Consider the following 15,593-nt stretch of genomic DNA (forward strand, 5'->3'; position numbering starts at 1 on the left):
CTYCTCTCGCTGTGTTTGGCTGCGCCAAACGGTCGCTGCGCTCCCACCCCCGGATAAATCCCTCCACTCAGCCTGCCGACGGGCCCTCAGATCAAGAGCGGTACTCGAGCTAACGCTCATCGTGTGGAGTGGGGCGCTTCGCCGCATGGGGTGTGCACGAATAGAGTTGTGGGAGCTGGCTTGTCAGCGATGGCGGCCTGACAGCCGACCAATTTCTAACTGAAAACACCGATCCCATGTAGGAGCTGCCGAAGGCTGCGATCTTTTGATCTGCTTTGGCTTTGGCTTTGGCTTTGGCTCTTGATCTGGCTTTTGATTTTTGCCCCATCGGCAGGCCGAGCGAAGGTGTCCATCAGGGGGAAGGCGCGCAGCGCCATGCGGCGAAGCCGCATACATCGAGAGGAGGTGCAGCGAAGCAAACCGTAGGCGATGCCCCCGGATGGACACCGTAGCGAGGGAACACTGAGCCTCAGCGAAGTGCCGTACGCCGGGGCAAAGCCTTTTGGGTTACCTTTTCGGCGTCTGGAAAAGGTGACTCGCTGTAAGAGCGAAACCGCCAGCGGCAGCACCCGCAGCAACGGATGTGCCCACAAACACCCAAAAGCCAGTCGGCCCACAGGCCGCTGCGACCACACAAACAAAAACGGCCTCTATATAAATAGAGGCCGTTCCCGATACAACTTCAAGACATTATCGCAAGACAAGCCTTATTTGCGGTCTTCCAGCTTGGTGATGTCACGCGACTCGTAGCCAGTGTACAACTGGCGCGGACGGCCAATCTTGTACGGGCTGGAGAGCATTTCTTTCCAGTGCGAAATCCAGCCGACAGTACGTGCCAGGGCGAAGATCACGGTGAACATGCTGGTTGGAATGCCGATCGCCTTGAGGATGATCCCCGAGTAGAAGTCGACGTTCGGGTACAGCGAGCGTTCGATGAAGTACGGGTCGGTCAGCGCGATCTCTTCCAGGCGCATGGCCAGTTCGAGTTGCGGATCGTTGTTGATACCCAGTTCCTTCAGTACTTCGTCGCAGGTCTGCTTCATGACCGTCGCGCGAGGATCGCGGTTCTTGTAAACGCGGTGACCGAAGCCCATCAGCTTGAACGGGTCGTTCTTGTCCTTGGCCTTGGCGATGAACTTGTCGATGTTGGAAACATCGCCAATCTCGTCAAGCATGGTCAGAACGGCTTCGTTCGCACCGCCGTGGGCAGGGCCCCACAGTGCGGCGATGCCGGCGGCGATACAGGCGAACGGGTTGGCACCCGAAGATCCTGCCAGGCGCACGGTGGAGGTCGATGCGTTCTGCTCGTGGTCGGCGTGGAGGATGAAGATCCGGTCCATGGCCTTGGCGAGTACCGGGCTGATCGGTTTGATCTCGCACGGGGTGTTGAACATCATGTGCAGGAAGTTTTCCGCGTACGTCAGGTCGTTGCGCGGGTACATCATGGGTTGGCCCATGGAGTACTTGTAAACCATCGCTGCCAGGGTTGGCATCTTGGCAACCAGACGGATCGCGGAGATTTCGCGATGCTGCGGGTTATTGATGTCCAGGGAGTCGTGGTAGAAGGCCGAGAGGGCGCCGACTACGCCGCACATGACGGCCATCGGGTGGGCGTCGCGACGGAAGCCGTTGAAGAAGGTTTTCAGCTGCTCGTGAACCATGGTGTGGTTTTTCACGGTGCTGACGAACTGGGCCTTCTGTTCTGCAGTCGGCAATTCGCCGTTGAGCAGCAGGTAGCAGGTTTCCAGGTAGTCCGACTTTTCAGCCAGCTGTTCGATCGGGTAGCCGCGGTGCAACAGAATGCCGTTGTCGCCGTCGATATAGGTGATCTTCGATTCGCACGAGGCGGTCGACATGAAACCCGGGTCGAAAGTGAAGCGGCCCGTGGCCGTCAGGCCCCGAACATCGATTACATCGGGACCAACGGTGCCGGTTAAAATGGGCAGCTCGACGGGGGCTGCGCCCTCGATGATCAACTGCGCTTTTTTGTCAGCCATGTGGCCTCCTATTTATGCTTGAACCATCAGACAGACCCCCCACGCAGGGCCCGCACCACTATAGTGAGATAAATTCGAATGTCAATTTGCCTAAAGTCTTGCTCCAGAAGGCTTTAAGCGCACTTTTTCCTCGAAATTGACTGCCATTTACGCCTTTTATACGACTTGTGCAATCAGCTATTTGGGGTAGGTGATTGCGTTGTCATTAGTAGCCTAACTGTCTATACTCGGCCACCGACCGCCAAGGGCTTTTGGGCCTGCTTTATTGGGGGTCGCATCCCTGGGTGGTGGTTACCTGACCAGTGCACTCCCCAACAACTTTGCCCTGATTGTTAGGGGCTCTTCAGTGTGAAAAAAAAGCCGTGAAAAGCCAACGACCTGTAAACCTAGACCTAAGGACCATCAAACTCCCCATCACCGGCGTTACGTCGTTTCTTCACCGTGTTTCCGGCATCATCCTCTTCCTGGGTATCGGCTTCATGCTTTATGCATTGGGCAAGTCTCTGGGTTCCGAGGAAGGTTTTGCCGACGTGAAGGCATGCTTGACCAGCCCGCTGGCCAAGTTCGTAGCATGGGGCCTCCTGTCCGCTCTGCTGTATCACCTGGTAGCCGGTGTGCGCCACTTGATCATGGATATGGGCATCGGTGAGACGCTGGAAGGCGGCCGCCTGGGCTCGAAAATTATCATCGCGGTTTCCGTGGTGCTGATCGTTCTGGCAGGAGTTTGGATATGGTAACCAGCGTTACGAACCTTTCGCGTTCGGGCCTCTATGACTGGATGGCGCAACGTGTGTCTGCGGTTGTTCTCGCGGCTTATTTCATCTTTCTGATCGGATACCTTGCAGTGAATCCGGGCATTGGCTACGACCAGTGGCACGGCCTGTTCGCTCACAACGGGATGCGTATCTTCAGTCTGCTGGCCCTCGTTGCCCTTGGCGCTCACGCCTGGGTCGGCATGTGGACCATCGCGACCGACTACCTGACGCCAATGGCGCTGGGCAAGTCCGCGACCGCAGTACGTTTCCTTTTCCAGGCAGTATGCGGCGTTGCGATGTTCGCTTACTTCGTCTGGGGTGTGCAGATTCTCTGGGGTATCTGAGTCATGGCTAACATTCCAACGATTTCTTTCGACGCCATCATTATTGGTGGTGGCGGTGCCGGCATGCGCGCTGCGCTGCAACTGGCACAAGGCGGTCACAAGACTGCGGTGATCACCAAGGTTTTCCCGACCCGTTCGCACACTGTATCCGCCCAGGGCGGCATCACCTGCGCGATCGCGTCCGCTGACCCGAACGATGACTGGCGCTGGCACATGTACGATACCGTCAAGGGTTCCGACTACATCGGTGACCAGGACGCTATCGAATACATGTGTCAGGAAGGCCCGGCTGCCGTTTTCGAACTGGACCACATGGGTCTGCCGTTCTCGCGTACCGAGCAAGGCCGTATCTACCAGCGTCCATTCGGTGGTCAGTCCAAGGACTACGGTAAAGGCGGCCAGGCTGCTCGCACCTGCGCAGCATCCGACCGTACCGGTCACGCGCTGCTGCACACCCTTTATCAGGGCAACCTGAAAGCCGGTACCACGTTCCTGAACGAGTACTACGCTGTCGACCTGGTGAAAAACCAGGAAGGCGAGTTCGTCGGTGTGATCGCGATCTGCATCGAAACCGGCGAAACTTCGTACATCCGCGCCAAGGCCACCGTATTGGCCACTGGCGGTGCCGGTCGTATCTACGCCTCCACCACCAACGCCCTGATCAACACCGGTGACGGCGTTGGCATGGCGCTGCGTGCTGGCGTACCGGTACAAGACATCGAAATGTGGCAGTTCCACCCGACCGGCATCGCCGGCGCCGGTGTACTGGTTACAGAAGGCTGCCGTGGTGAAGGTGGTTACCTGATCAACAAGCACGGCGAGCGTTTCATGGAGCGTTATGCTCCGAACGCGAAAGACCTGGCTGGTCGTGACGTGGTTGCTCGCTCGATGGTTAAAGAAATCATCGCCGGCAACGGTTGCGGTCCGAATGGCGACCACGTAATGCTCAAACTCGACCACTTGGGCGAGGAAGTGCTGCACAGCCGTCTGCCAGGCATCTGCGAACTGTCGAAGACTTTCGCCCACGTTGACCCGGTGGTTGCTCCGGTTCCGGTGGTTCCGACCTGCCACTATATGATGGGCGGCGTTGCCACCAACATTCATGGTCAGGCGATCACTCAGAACGCCGAAGGCGTGGATCAGATCATTCCTGGTCTGTTCGCGGTAGGTGAAGTGGCTTGCGTATCGGTACACGGTGCCAACCGTCTGGGCGGCAACTCGCTGCTCGACCTGGTGGTATTCGGCCGCGCTGCCGGCCTGCACCTGGAAAAGGCGCTGACCGACGGCATCGAATACGACGACGCTACCGAAGCCGACATCGAAGCAGCCCTGTCGCGTCTGAACGCGCTGAACGGCCGTACCGATGGCGAAGACGTGGCAACCCTGCGTCGCGAGCTGCAAAGCTGCATGCAGAACTACTTCGGTGTATTCCGTACTGGCGAATACATGCAGAAGGGCATCGCTCAGCTGGCCGATCTGCGCAAGCGTATCGCCAACGTGAAGATCAACGATAAGTCGCAAGCGTTCAACACTGCGCGTATCGAAGCTCTGGAACTGCAAAACCTGCTGGAAGTGGCTGAAGCTACCGCCATCGCGGCCGAAGTACGTAAAGAGTCCCGCGGCGCTCACGCCCGTGAAGACTTCGAAGACCGTGACGACGAAAACTGGCTGTGCCACACCCTGTACTTCCCGGGTGAGAAACGCGTCGCCAAGCGTGCCGTAAACTTCTCGCCGAAGACTGTTCCGACTTTCGAACCTAAAGTCCGGACTTATTAAGGGTGATCGCCATGTTGCAAGTCAGTGTTTATCGCTACAACCCTGATCAGGACGCTGCGCCGTTCATGCAGGAATTCCAGGTCGATACCGGTGGTAAAGACCTGATGGTGCTGGACGTGCTGGCCCTGATCAAAGAGCAGGACGAGGGTTTCTCCTATCGTCGCTCTTGCCGTGAAGGCGTCTGCGGCTCCGACGGCATGAACATCAACGGCAAGAACGGTCTGGCGTGCATCACGCCGCTGTCCGCTGTCGTAAAAGGCAACAAGTTGATCGTTCGTCCGCTGCCAGGTTTGCCGGTTATCCGTGACCTGGTTGTCGATATGAGCATCTTCTACAAGCAATACGAGAAGGTTAAGCCTTACCTGCAGAACGACACGCCGGCTCCGGCCATCGAGCGTCTGCAGTCCCCTGAAGAGCGTGAAAAGCTCGACGGTCTGTACGAGTGCATCCTGTGCGCCTGCTGCTCGACCTCGTGCCCGTCCTTCTGGTGGAACCCGGACAAATTCCTGGGTCCAGCTGCCCTGCTGCAAGCGTACCGCTTCCTGGCAGACAGCCGTGACACCAAGACGTCCGAGCGTCTGGCTTCGCTCGATGACCCGTTCAGCGTCTTCCGCTGCCGGGGCATCATGAACTGCGTCAACGTATGTCCGAAAGGCCTGAACCCGACTAAGGCCATCGGTCACATCCGTAACATGCTGCTTTCGAGCGGCGTGTGATTCAGCTGCTGTAACCGTAGAACCGCTGTAACGAAGAGGCTGTGGCGCGGGCTTCAACCCGCGTCATGGCTATAACCAGAGCAGTAGCCACAAGCTGCAGCTCTTATTTTGAAGAAATGAGACAAGCAGGGGCATCCGGGCTGGTACCCGGACTATCAGCGTGATCCTAAGTGGCTTGTTTTGGTCGCTGCATTCGGACTTCTGCAAGTTTGCTCGGTATTGACGCCGATGGTGTTCCCCTAACCGAGGGTGACCAAGCATGCAAGAAAGCGTGATGCAGCGCATGTGGAACAGCGCCTACCTTTCAGGTGGAAACGCTGCCTATGTGGAAGAGCTTTATGAGCTCTACCTGCACGACCCTAACGCTGTGCCAGAAGAGTGGCGCACCTACTTTCAGAAGCTGCCTGCCGACGGCAGCTCTGCCACTGATGTTTCGCACTCCACAATTCGCGATCATTTCGTGCTGCTGGCAAAGAACCAGCGCCGCGCTCAACCGGTTTCCGCCGGGAGCGTGAGCAGTGAGCACGAGAAGAAGCAAGTTGAAGTGCTGCGATTGATCCAGGCCTACCGTATGCGTGGCCACCAGGCAGCCCAGCTTGACCCGCTGGGGCTGTGGCAGCGTCCTGCACCTGCAGACCTGTCGATCAATCATTACGGCTTGACCAATGCCGATCTTGATACGACCTTCCGTGCCGGCGACCTGTTCATCGGCAAAGAGGAAGCGAGCCTACGCGAAATTCACGAAGCGTTGCAGCAGACATATTGCCGCACCATCGGCGCTGAATTTACGCACATCACCGATTCCGAGCAGCGCCAGTGGTTCCAGCAGCGTCTGGAAAGCGTGCGCGGTCGTCCGACGTACTCCGCCGATATCAAGAGCCACCTGCTTGAGCGCGTGACTGCCGGTGAAGGCCTGGAAAAATACCTGGGCACCAAATACCCGGGCACCAAGCGTTTCGGTCTGGAAGGCGGCGAAAGCCTGATTCCGATGCTCGACGAACTGATCCAGCGTTCCGGTTCCTACGGCACCAAGGAAGTCGTCATCGGCATGGCCCACCGTGGCCGTCTGAACGTGCTGGTCAATACCTTCGGCAAGAACCCGCGCGAGCTGTTCGACGAGTTCGAAGGCAAGAAGAAGGTCGAGCTGGGTTCCGGTGACGTTAAATACCACCAGGGCTTCTCGTCCAACGTGATGACCGCCGGCGGTGAAGTTCACCTGGCCATGGCGTTCAACCCGTCCCACCTGGAAATCGTTTCCCCGGTGGTAGAAGGTTCGGTTCGCGCCCGTCAGGATCGTCGTAACGACCCGACCGGTGAGAAGGTTCTGCCGATCTCCATCCACGGTGACGCTGCATTCGCAGGTCAGGGCGTGGTCATGGAAACCTTCCAGATGTCGCAGACCCGCGGTTTCAAGACCGGCGGTACCGTGCACATCGTGATCAACAACCAGGTCGGTTTCACCATCAGCAACCCGCTGGACTCGCGTTCCACCGAGTACGCCACCGACGTTGCGAAGATGATCCAGGCACCGATCCTCCATGTGAATGGTGATGATCCGGAAGCTGTGCTGTTCGTGACCCAGCTGGCCATCGACTATCGCATGCAGTTCAAGCGTGACGTGGTGATCGACCTGGTCTGCTACCGTCGTCGCGGCCACAACGAGGCCGACGAGCCAAGCGGCACCCAGCCGCTGATGTATCAGCAGATCACCAAGCAGCGCACCACCCGTGAGCTGTACGCTGATCGTCTGACTCAGGCCGGTGTGCTCGACGCAGAGCGTGTACAGGCGAAAGTCGACGAGTACCGCAACGCGCTGGACAACGGTCTGCACGTGGTGAAATCGCTGGTCAAAGAGCCGAACAAAGAGCTGTTCGTGGATTGGCGTCCGTATCTGGGCCACGCCTGGACTGCGCGTCACGACACACGCTTCGATCTCAAGACCCTGCAGGAACTGTCTGCCAAGCTGCTGGAAATTCCGGAAGGCTTCGTGGTTCAGCGTCAGGTTGCGAAGATCTACGAAGACCGTCAGAAGATGCAAGCCGGCGGCCTGCCGATCAACTGGGGTTACGCCGAAACCATGGCGTACGCGACCCTGGCGTTCGAAGGTCACCCGATCCGCATGACCGGTCAGGACATCGGCCGCGGTACGTTCTCGCACCGTCACGCTGTGCTGCACAACCAGAAAGATGCCGGCACCTACATTCCGCTGAAACACCTGTACGAAGGTCAGCCACGTTTTGACCTGTATGACTCGTTCCTGTCGGAAGAAGCGGTACTGGCCTTCGAATACGGCTACTCGACCACCACGCCAAACGCGCTGGTGATCTGGGAAGCCCAGTTCGGCGACTTCGCCAACGGTGCACAGGTTGTTATCGACCAGTTCATCACCAGCGGCGAGCACAAGTGGGGCCGTCTCTGCGGTCTGACCATGCTGTTGCCGCACGGCTACGAAGGTCAGGGTCCTGAGCACAGCTCGGCACGTCTTGAGCGTTACCTGCAACTGTGCGCCGAGCACAACATTCAGGTGTGCATGCCGACCACGCCGGCGCAGATCTACCACTTGCTGCGCCGTCAGGTGATTCGCCCGCTGCGCAAGCCATTGGTCGTTCTGACTCCAAAGTCGTTGCTGCGCCACAAGCTGGCCGTCTCGACTCTGGAAGATCTGGCCGAAGGTTCGTTCCAGACCGTGATCCCGGAAATCGACGCCCTGGACCCGAAAAAGGTCGAGCGTGTTGTTCTGTGTAGCGGCAAGGTCTACTACGACCTGCTGGAAAAACGTCGTGCCGAAGGCCGTGACGATATCGCCATCGTGCGTATCGAGCAGCTGTATCCATTCCCTGAGGACGACTTGAAAGAAGTCCTGGCGCCTTACACCAACGCCAAAGCGGCCGTCTGGTGTCAGGAAGAGCCAATGAACCAGGGCGCCTGGTACTGCAGCCAGCACCACCTGCGTCGCAGCATCGGTAACCTCAACAAATCTCTCGTACTCGAGTACGCGGGCCGTGAGGCTTCTGCTGCACCTGCATGTGGTTACGCATCGATGCACGCCGAGCAGCAGGAAAAACTGCTGCAAGACGCGTTTACCGTTTAACGCCTTCGCGCACCTGAAACCGAATTTAAGGAACCACAGATAATGGCTATCGAGATCAAAGCCCCCACTTTCCCGGAATCGGTTGCCGATGGCACCGTTGCCACCTGGCACAAACAACCGGGCGACGCCGTCAAGCGTGACGAACTGATCGTCGACATCGAAACCGACAAAGTCGTACTGGAAGTGCTGGCTACCGCCGACGGCGTGCTGGGCGCAATCGTCAAGAACGAAGGCGACACCGTTCTGTCCGACGAAGTCCTGGGCTCCATCACTGAAGGTGGCGCTGCTGCCGCTGCTCCAGCCGCCGCTGCTGCTCCGGCCGCTGCTGCCGCTGCCCCGGCTGCTGCCGAAGGCGAAGACGATCCTGTTGCTGCTCCGGCTGCGCGCAAGCTGGCTGAAGAGAACGGCATCAACATCGCCTCCGTTGCCGGCACCGGCAAAGGCGGTCGTGTGACCAAGGAAGACGTGGTGGCTGCTGTTGCCGCGAAGAAAGCCGCTCCGGCTGCCGCTCCTGCGAAAGCTGCTGCTCCGGCCGCTGCTGCCCCGGTATTCGCTGCCGGTGACCGCGTTGAAAAACGCGTGCCAATGACCCGTCTGCGTGCCAAGGTTGCCGAGCGTCTGGTTGAAGCCCAGTCGAACATGGCCATGCTGACCACGTTCAACGAAGTCGACATGACCGAAGTCATGGCCCTGCGTTCGAAGTACAAGGACCTGTTCGAGAAGTCCCACAACGGCGTACGCCTGGGCTTCATGTCGTTCTTCGTCAAGGCGGCCACCGAAGCGCTGAAACGCTTCCCGGCGGTCAACGCTTCGATCGACGGCGCAGACATCGTTTACCACGGCTACGCCGACATTGGTGTTGCCGTTTCCAGCGACCGTGGTCTGGTTGTTCCGGTTCTGCGTAACGCCGAGCTGATGAGCCTGGCTGAAATCGAAGGCGGCATCGCCACGTTCGGCAAAAAAGCCCGTGACGGCAAACTGTCGATGGAAGAGATGACCGGTGGTACCTTCACCATCACCAACGGTGGTACCTTCGGCTCGATGATGTCGACCCCGATCGTCAACCCGCCGCAGGCAGCGATTCTGGGCATGCACAACATCATCCAGCGTCCTATGGCCATCAACGGTCAGGTCGTGATCCGTCCGATGATGTACCTGGCACTGTCCTACGATCACCGTCTGATCGATGGCAAAGAAGCTGTAACCTTCCTGGTGACCATCAAGAACCTGCTGGAAGATCCGGCTCGTCTGTTGCTGGATATCTGATAGAAGCAGCCATGCGCTGCGGGTGGCGTACCGTCGGCAACGGCGGTACGGCCCGCAGCGCGCGGCTTGAAGCTTTTCGCTAAAGAGGATTTTTTGAATGTCGCAGAAATTTGACGTAGTAGTGATCGGTGCCGGCCCTGGCGGCTATGTTGCTGCCATCAAGGCCGCGCAGCTGGGTCTCACCACTGCCTGCATCGAGAAGTACACCGACGCTGAAGGCAAACAGGCCCTCGGTGGTACTTGCCTGAACGTCGGCTGCATTCCGTCCAAGGCGCTGCTGGACAGCTCCTGGAAGTACAAGGAAGCCAAAGAGAGCTTCAACGTTCACGGTATCTCGACCGGCGAAGTCAAAATGGACGTCGCTGCGATGGTTGGCCGCAAGGCTGGCATCGTCAAGAACCTGACTGGCGGCGTTGCCACCCTGTTCAAGGCCAACGGCGTGACCTCGATCCAGGGCCACGGCAAGCTGCTGGCTGGCAAGAAAGTCGAAGTCACCAAGCCGGACGGTTCGGTTGAAGTCATCGAAGCCGAAAACGTCATCCTGGCCCCAGGTTCGCGTCCGATCGACATTCCACCGGCTCCGGTCGATCAGAAAGTCATCGTCGATTCGACGGGTGCTCTGGAATTCCAGGCCGTCCCTAAACGTCTGGGCGTGATCGGCGCTGGCGTGATCGGTCTGGAACTGGGTTCGGTGTGGTCGCGTCTGGGTGCAGAAGTGACTGTCCTGGAAGCTCTGGACACTTTCCTGATGGCAGCCGACACCGCTGTTTCCAAGGAAGCACTGAAAACCCTGACCAAACAGGGCCTGGACATCAAGCTGGGCGCTCGCGTGACCGGTTCGAAAGTGAACGGCGACGAAGTCGTTGTTAACTACACCGATGCCAACGGCGAACAGACCATCACTTTCGACAAGCTGATCGTAGCCGTTGGTCGCCGTCCGGTGACCACTGATCTGCTGGCTGCCGACAGCGGCGTGACCCTGGACGAGCGCGGTTTCGTGCACGTTGACGATCACTGCGCCACCACCGTACCGGGCGTTTACGCCATCGGTGACGTGGTGCGCGGCATGATGCTGGCGCACAAGGCCTCGGAAGAGGGCATCATGGTTGTCGAGCGCATCAAGGGTCACAAAGCCCAGATGAACTATGACCTGATCCCTTCGGTTATTTATACTCACCCGGAAATCGCGTGGGTTGGCAAAACCGAGCAGGCCTTGAAAGCCGAAGGCGTTGAAGTTAACGTCGGCACCTTCCCGTTCGCCGCTTCCGGCCGTGCCATGGCCGCCAACGATACCGGTGGTTTCGTCAAGGTCATCGCTGATGCCAAGACCGACCGCGTATTGGGCGTGCACGTGATTGGCCCGAGCGCTGCAGAACTGGTTCAGCAGGGCGCGATCGGTATGGAATTCGGCACCAGCGCTGAAGACCTGGGCATGATGGTTTTCTCCCATCCGACCCTGTCTGAAGCCTTGCACGAAGCTGCTCTGGCGGTGAATGGCGGCGCCATCCACATTGCCAACCGCAAGAAGCGTTAAGACACACAATAAGAAACCACGGCGGTAACGGCCCGTCGTGAGCCTTGCGAGCAAGTCTCACCGCGGAATGTCCGCTGGACGCAGTCTTGCGTAGCTGAACCGGGTAACCGGATGGCTACGCAAGCAGCAGTCACAGGTGGCGCGGCACTCATCAAGAGCGCAGCGCCGAATGCGCAGTACCTAACGAAGACGGTAAAAAAGCATGAATCTTCACGAGTATCAGGGTAAGCAGCTGTTCGCTGAATACGGCCTGCCAGTTTCCACTGGTTACGCAGTAGACACCCCGGAAGCAGCAGCAGAAGCTTGCGACAAAATCGGCGGCAGCGAGTGGGTTGTCAAAGCCCAGGTCCACGCCGGTGGTCGCGGTAAAGCGGGCGGCGTCAAGCTGGTTCGCAACAAAGAAGACGCCAAGGCCTTCGCACAGCAGTGGCTGGGCAAGCGTCTGGTGACTTACCAGACTGACGCCAATGGTCAGCCAGTCACCAAGATCCTGGTTGAATCGTGCACTGATATCGCTAAAGAGCTGTACCTGGGCGCTGTCGTTGACCGTTCGAGCCGTCGCATCGTGTTCATGGCCTCCACCGAAGGTGGCGTGGACATCGAGAAAATCGCTCACGACACGCCAGAAAAAAATTCTGAAAGCCACTATCGATCCACTGGTTGGCGCTCAGCCATTCCAGGGTCGCGAGCTGGCGTTCCAACTGGGTCTGGAAGGCAAGCAAGTTGCCCAGTTCGCCAAGATCTTCGTCGGTCTGGCCAAACTGTTCCAGGATCACGATCTGGCCCTGCTGGAAGTGAACCCGCTGGTGATCAAGGCTGACGGCGATCTGCACTGCCTGGACGCCAAGATCAACATCGACGCCAACGCCATGTACCGTCAGCCTAAGCTGAAGACTTTCCACGATCCGTCGCAAGACGATCCGCGCGAAGCGCACGCTGCCAAGTTCGAACTGAACTACGTAGCCCTGGAAGGCAACATCGGCTGCATGGTCAACGGTGCCGGCCTGGCCATGGGTACCATGGACATCGTCAACCTGCACGGCGGCAAGCCAGCCAACTTCCTCGACGTAGGTGGTGGTGCTACCAAAGAGCGCGTGACCGAAGCCTTCAAGATCATCCTGTCCGACACCAATGTCGCTGCAGTACTGGTCAACATCTTCGGCGGCATCGTTCGCTGCGACATGATTGCCGAAGGCATCATCGGCGCCGTGAAAGAAGTCGGCGTGAAAATCCCGGTTGTTGTTCGCCTTGAAGGCAACAACGCTGAGCTGGGCGCTAAAGTACTGGCAGAAAGCGGTTTGAACATCATCGCTGCTACCAGCCTGACCGACGCTGCTCAACAAGTTGTCAAAGCTGCGGAGGGCAAATAATGAGCGTCCTGATCAATAAAGACACCAAAGTTATCTGCCAGGGTATTACCGGTTCGCAAGGTAGTTTCCACACCCAGCAAGCCATCGAATACGGCACCAAGATGGTTGGTGGCGTAACTCCGGGCAAAGGCGGCACCGAGCACCTGGGTCTGCCAGTGTTCAACACCGTTAAAGACGCAGTCGCAGCCACTGGCGCTACCGCCAGCGTGATCTACGTTCCGGCTCCTTTCTGCAAGGACTCGATCCTGGAAGCAGCGTTCGGCGGCATCAAGCTGATCGTCTGCATCACCGAAGGCATTCCTACCCTGGACATGCTGGACGCTAAAGTTAAGTGCGACGAGCTGGGTGTTACCCTGATCGGCCCTAACTGCCCAGGCGTGATCACTCCAGGCGAATGCAAGATCGGCATCATGCCAGGTCACATTCACTTGCCAGGCAAGGTCGGTATCGTTTCGCGTTCCGGCACCCTGACCTACGAAGCTGTGAAGCAGACCACTGACGCCGGTTTCGGTCAGTCGACTTGCGTCGCATCGGTGGTGACCCGATCCCGGGTTCGAACTTCATCGACATCCTGAAGCTGTTCCAGGAAGACCCGAAGACCGAAGCGATCGTGATGATCGGCGAGATCGGCGGTTCGGCTGAAGAAGAAGCGGCTGCCTACATCAAGGCACACGTGACCAAGCCGGTTGTTTCCTACATCGCGGGTGTGACTGCTCCTCCGGGCAAGCGCATGGGCCATGCTGGCGCAATCATCTCGGGCGGCAAAGGCACTGCAGACGAGAAATTCGCTGCGCTGCAAGACGCAGGCGTAAAAACCGTGCGTTCGCTGGCAGACATCGGCAAGGCCCTGGCCGAGCTGACCGGTTGGGCTGTCAAGTAAGCCTCGTGCTTGACTGACGCTTCACCAGACAAAGGCCACCTTCGGGTGGCCTTTGTTGTTTCTGCAATCTGGAAAATATATGGGTTTTTGTGGCGAGGGGATTTATCCCCGATGGGCTGCGAAGCGGCCCACTGATCCCGTGAGTGCGCTCAGTCTGAAAAAACCATACGGTCTCAATCGGGGTCGCTGCGCGCCCCATCGGGGATAAATCCCCTCGCTACATGTCCTGGTTCTTCCTGCAGAGTGCTCCGCAGGAAAAATAGATGCGTAAACGCGACACGGACACGTCGTGTATCGGATAGTTCGCCCTCAAACAGTGCGTTTGTCAGACAAATTCGTTAGGCTAGCAGCCATTTTTGCGTCTGCCGCCCACAAGGCATGCAACGCGCTAAACGGGTCAGCCCCATACGGACTGACAGCATTTCCCTAACCCCACAGGGAAATCCCCCTCTAAATTCCGATTCAGTAGTGTGGTATTTCCTTAATGAAAGTTTTGAAAGGTCAGGACATCCTGGCACTGGGCTTTATGACATTTGCCCTGTTCGTCGGGGCCGGCAACATCATTTTCCCGCCTATCGTCGGCCTCCAGTCCGGACCTAACGTCTGGATGGCGGCGCTGGGCTTTTTTGATCACGGCAGTCGGTCTGCCGGTGGTCACCGTTGTCGCTCTGGCCAAGGTCGGTGGTGCGATGGATGCGCTGAGCAGCCCGATCGGCAAGATCGCCGGTGGTGTGCTCGCCGCGGCGTGCTACCTGGCGGTCGGCCCATTGTTCGCCACCCCGCGGACTGCGACCGTGTCGTTCGAAGTGGGTCTGGCGCCACTGACCGGCGAAAGCCGCTGGCGCTGTTCCTCTACAGCTCGGTGTACTTCCTGCTGGTGTTCTTCATCTCGCTGTATCCGGGCCGTCTGCTCGATACCGTGGGGCGTTTCCTCGCGCCGCTGAAAATCATCGCCCTGGCGGTACTCGGCATCGCCGCGTTCGCCTTGCCGGCCGGTGATATTGGCCAGGCCACGCCTGAATACGTCGCGGCACCGTTCTCCCAAGGCTTCATCAATGGTTACCTGACCATGGATACCCTCGGCGCGCTGGTGTTCGGCATCGTCATCGTCAACGCAATCCGCTCCCGTGGCGTCGAGTCGCCTGCACTGATCACCCGTTACGCGATCATTGCCGGCCTCATCGCCGGTGTCGGTCTGGCGCTGGTGTACATCAGCCTGTTCCGCCTCGGTTCCGGCAGCCATGAAGTCGCGGTCGGTGCCACCAACGGCGCGGCGGTGCTGCATGCTTACGTGCAGCACACCTTCGGTTCGCTGGGCAGCGGTTTCCTCGCGGTGCTGATCTCGCTGGCGTGCCTGGTGACTGCGGTCGGTCTGACCTGCGCCTGCGCTGAATACTTCAGCCGCGTGCTGCCGCTGTCCTACAAGACCCTGGTGATCATCCTCGCCGCGTTCTCGCTGCTGGTGTCCAACCTGGGCCTGACCAAGCTGATCGCGTTCTCCATCCCGGTACTGACCGCAATCTACCCGCCGTGCATCGTTCTGGTGGCTCTGAGTTTCTGCAAGGACTTCTGGCATGAACACGGGCGGATCCTCGGCCCGGTCATGCTGGTGTCGTTCCTGTTCGGCACCATCGACGCGCTCAAGGGCGCCGGTCTGGCTGACTGGATGCCGTCGCAGCTGGCGCACCTGCCGCTGAGCGAGCAGGGGTTGGCCTGGCTGGTGCCATGCGTGATGACCCTGGTGGTCGCCGTGGTCTGCGATCGCCTGCTGGGCAAGCGCAGCGAAGCCGTTGCCTGACGTTGTCTGACCCGCCACAAGCGGGTCTTCAGCGCTTAAACGGAAATGCCCCGTATCAATCGATAC

Annotated in this window: 8 protein-coding genes and 3 pseudogenes; 10 read left to right on the top strand and 1 reads right to left on the bottom strand. The window is 58.7% G+C overall.

Going from position 1 to position 15,593, the window contains the following annotated elements; translation table 11 throughout:
• Positions 1-707: 707 nt before the first annotated feature.
• Positions 708-1,997: a citrate synthase gene (gene gltA, locus HT737_RS02945; RefSeq protein WP_003222994.1), complete on the bottom strand. Its 1,290-nt coding sequence runs from the start codon at positions 1,995-1,997 to the stop codon at positions 708-710.
• A 362-nt stretch (positions 1,998-2,359) separates the two neighbouring features.
• Between gltA and sdhC the strand changes: the two genes are divergently transcribed.
• The 10 genes and pseudogenes from sdhC to brnQ all read left to right on the top strand — a co-directional run bounded on the left by sdhC (position 2,360) and on the right by brnQ (position 15,527).
• Positions 2,360-2,734 carry a succinate dehydrogenase, cytochrome b556 subunit gene (gene sdhC, locus HT737_RS02950; protein ID WP_047292829.1) on the top strand — a complete coding sequence of 125 codons (375 nt, stop codon included), beginning with the start codon at positions 2,360-2,362 and terminating at the stop codon, positions 2,732-2,734.
• Entirely contained in the window at positions 2,728-3,096 is a 369-nt protein-coding gene (gene sdhD, locus HT737_RS02955) for a succinate dehydrogenase, hydrophobic membrane anchor protein (protein ID WP_047292833.1), read from the top strand. The genes sdhC and sdhD overlap by 7 nt, the downstream gene beginning before the upstream one ends.
• 3 nt (positions 3,097-3,099) lie before the next feature.
• The gene (gene sdhA, locus HT737_RS02960; protein WP_007962857.1) at positions 3,100-4,872 is read left to right on the top strand and encodes a succinate dehydrogenase flavoprotein subunit; all 1,773 of its coding nucleotides are present in this window, start codon (positions 3,100-3,102) and stop codon (positions 4,870-4,872) included.
• An 11-nt stretch (positions 4,873-4,883) separates the two neighbouring features.
• Positions 4,884-5,588 (top strand): succinate dehydrogenase iron-sulfur subunit, encoded by a 705-nt coding sequence (locus tag HT737_RS02965; RefSeq protein ID WP_003223007.1) that lies wholly within the window; start codon positions 4,884-4,886, stop codon positions 5,586-5,588.
• A 259-nt stretch (positions 5,589-5,847) separates the two neighbouring features.
• Entirely contained in the window at positions 5,848-8,679 is a 2,832-nt protein-coding gene (locus HT737_RS02970) for a 2-oxoglutarate dehydrogenase E1 component (RefSeq protein WP_047292838.1), read from the top strand.
• Positions 8,680-8,721: 42 nt separating this feature from the next.
• Positions 8,722-9,945, top strand: a complete 1,224-nt coding sequence (gene odhB / locus HT737_RS02975; RefSeq protein ID WP_047292841.1) for a 2-oxoglutarate dehydrogenase complex dihydrolipoyllysine-residue succinyltransferase — start codon at positions 8,722-8,724, stop codon at positions 9,943-9,945.
• A 97-nt stretch (positions 9,946-10,042) separates the two neighbouring features.
• Positions 10,043-11,479, top strand: coding sequence for a dihydrolipoyl dehydrogenase (gene lpdA, locus HT737_RS02980; protein WP_041074385.1), 1,437 nt, complete (start codon positions 10,043-10,045; stop codon positions 11,477-11,479).
• 202 nt (positions 11,480-11,681) lie between these two features.
• Positions 11,682-12,849, top strand: a pseudogene (gene sucC / locus HT737_RS02985) (ADP-forming succinate--CoA ligase subunit beta).
• Positions 12,849-13,729: pseudogene (gene sucD / locus HT737_RS02990) on the top strand (succinate--CoA ligase subunit alpha). Before sucC ends, sucD begins: the two co-directional pseudogenes overlap by 1 nt.
• 484 nt (positions 13,730-14,213) lie before the next feature.
• A pseudogene (gene brnQ / locus HT737_RS02995) lies at positions 14,214-15,527 on the top strand (branched-chain amino acid transport system II carrier protein).
• Positions 15,528-15,593: the final 66 nt, after the last annotated feature.

The sequence above is a fragment of the Pseudomonas sp. MD195_PC81_125 genome, assembly GCF_014060985.1.
GTDB lineage: Bacteria > Pseudomonadota > Gammaproteobacteria > Pseudomonadales > Pseudomonadaceae > Aquipseudomonas > Aquipseudomonas parakoreensis.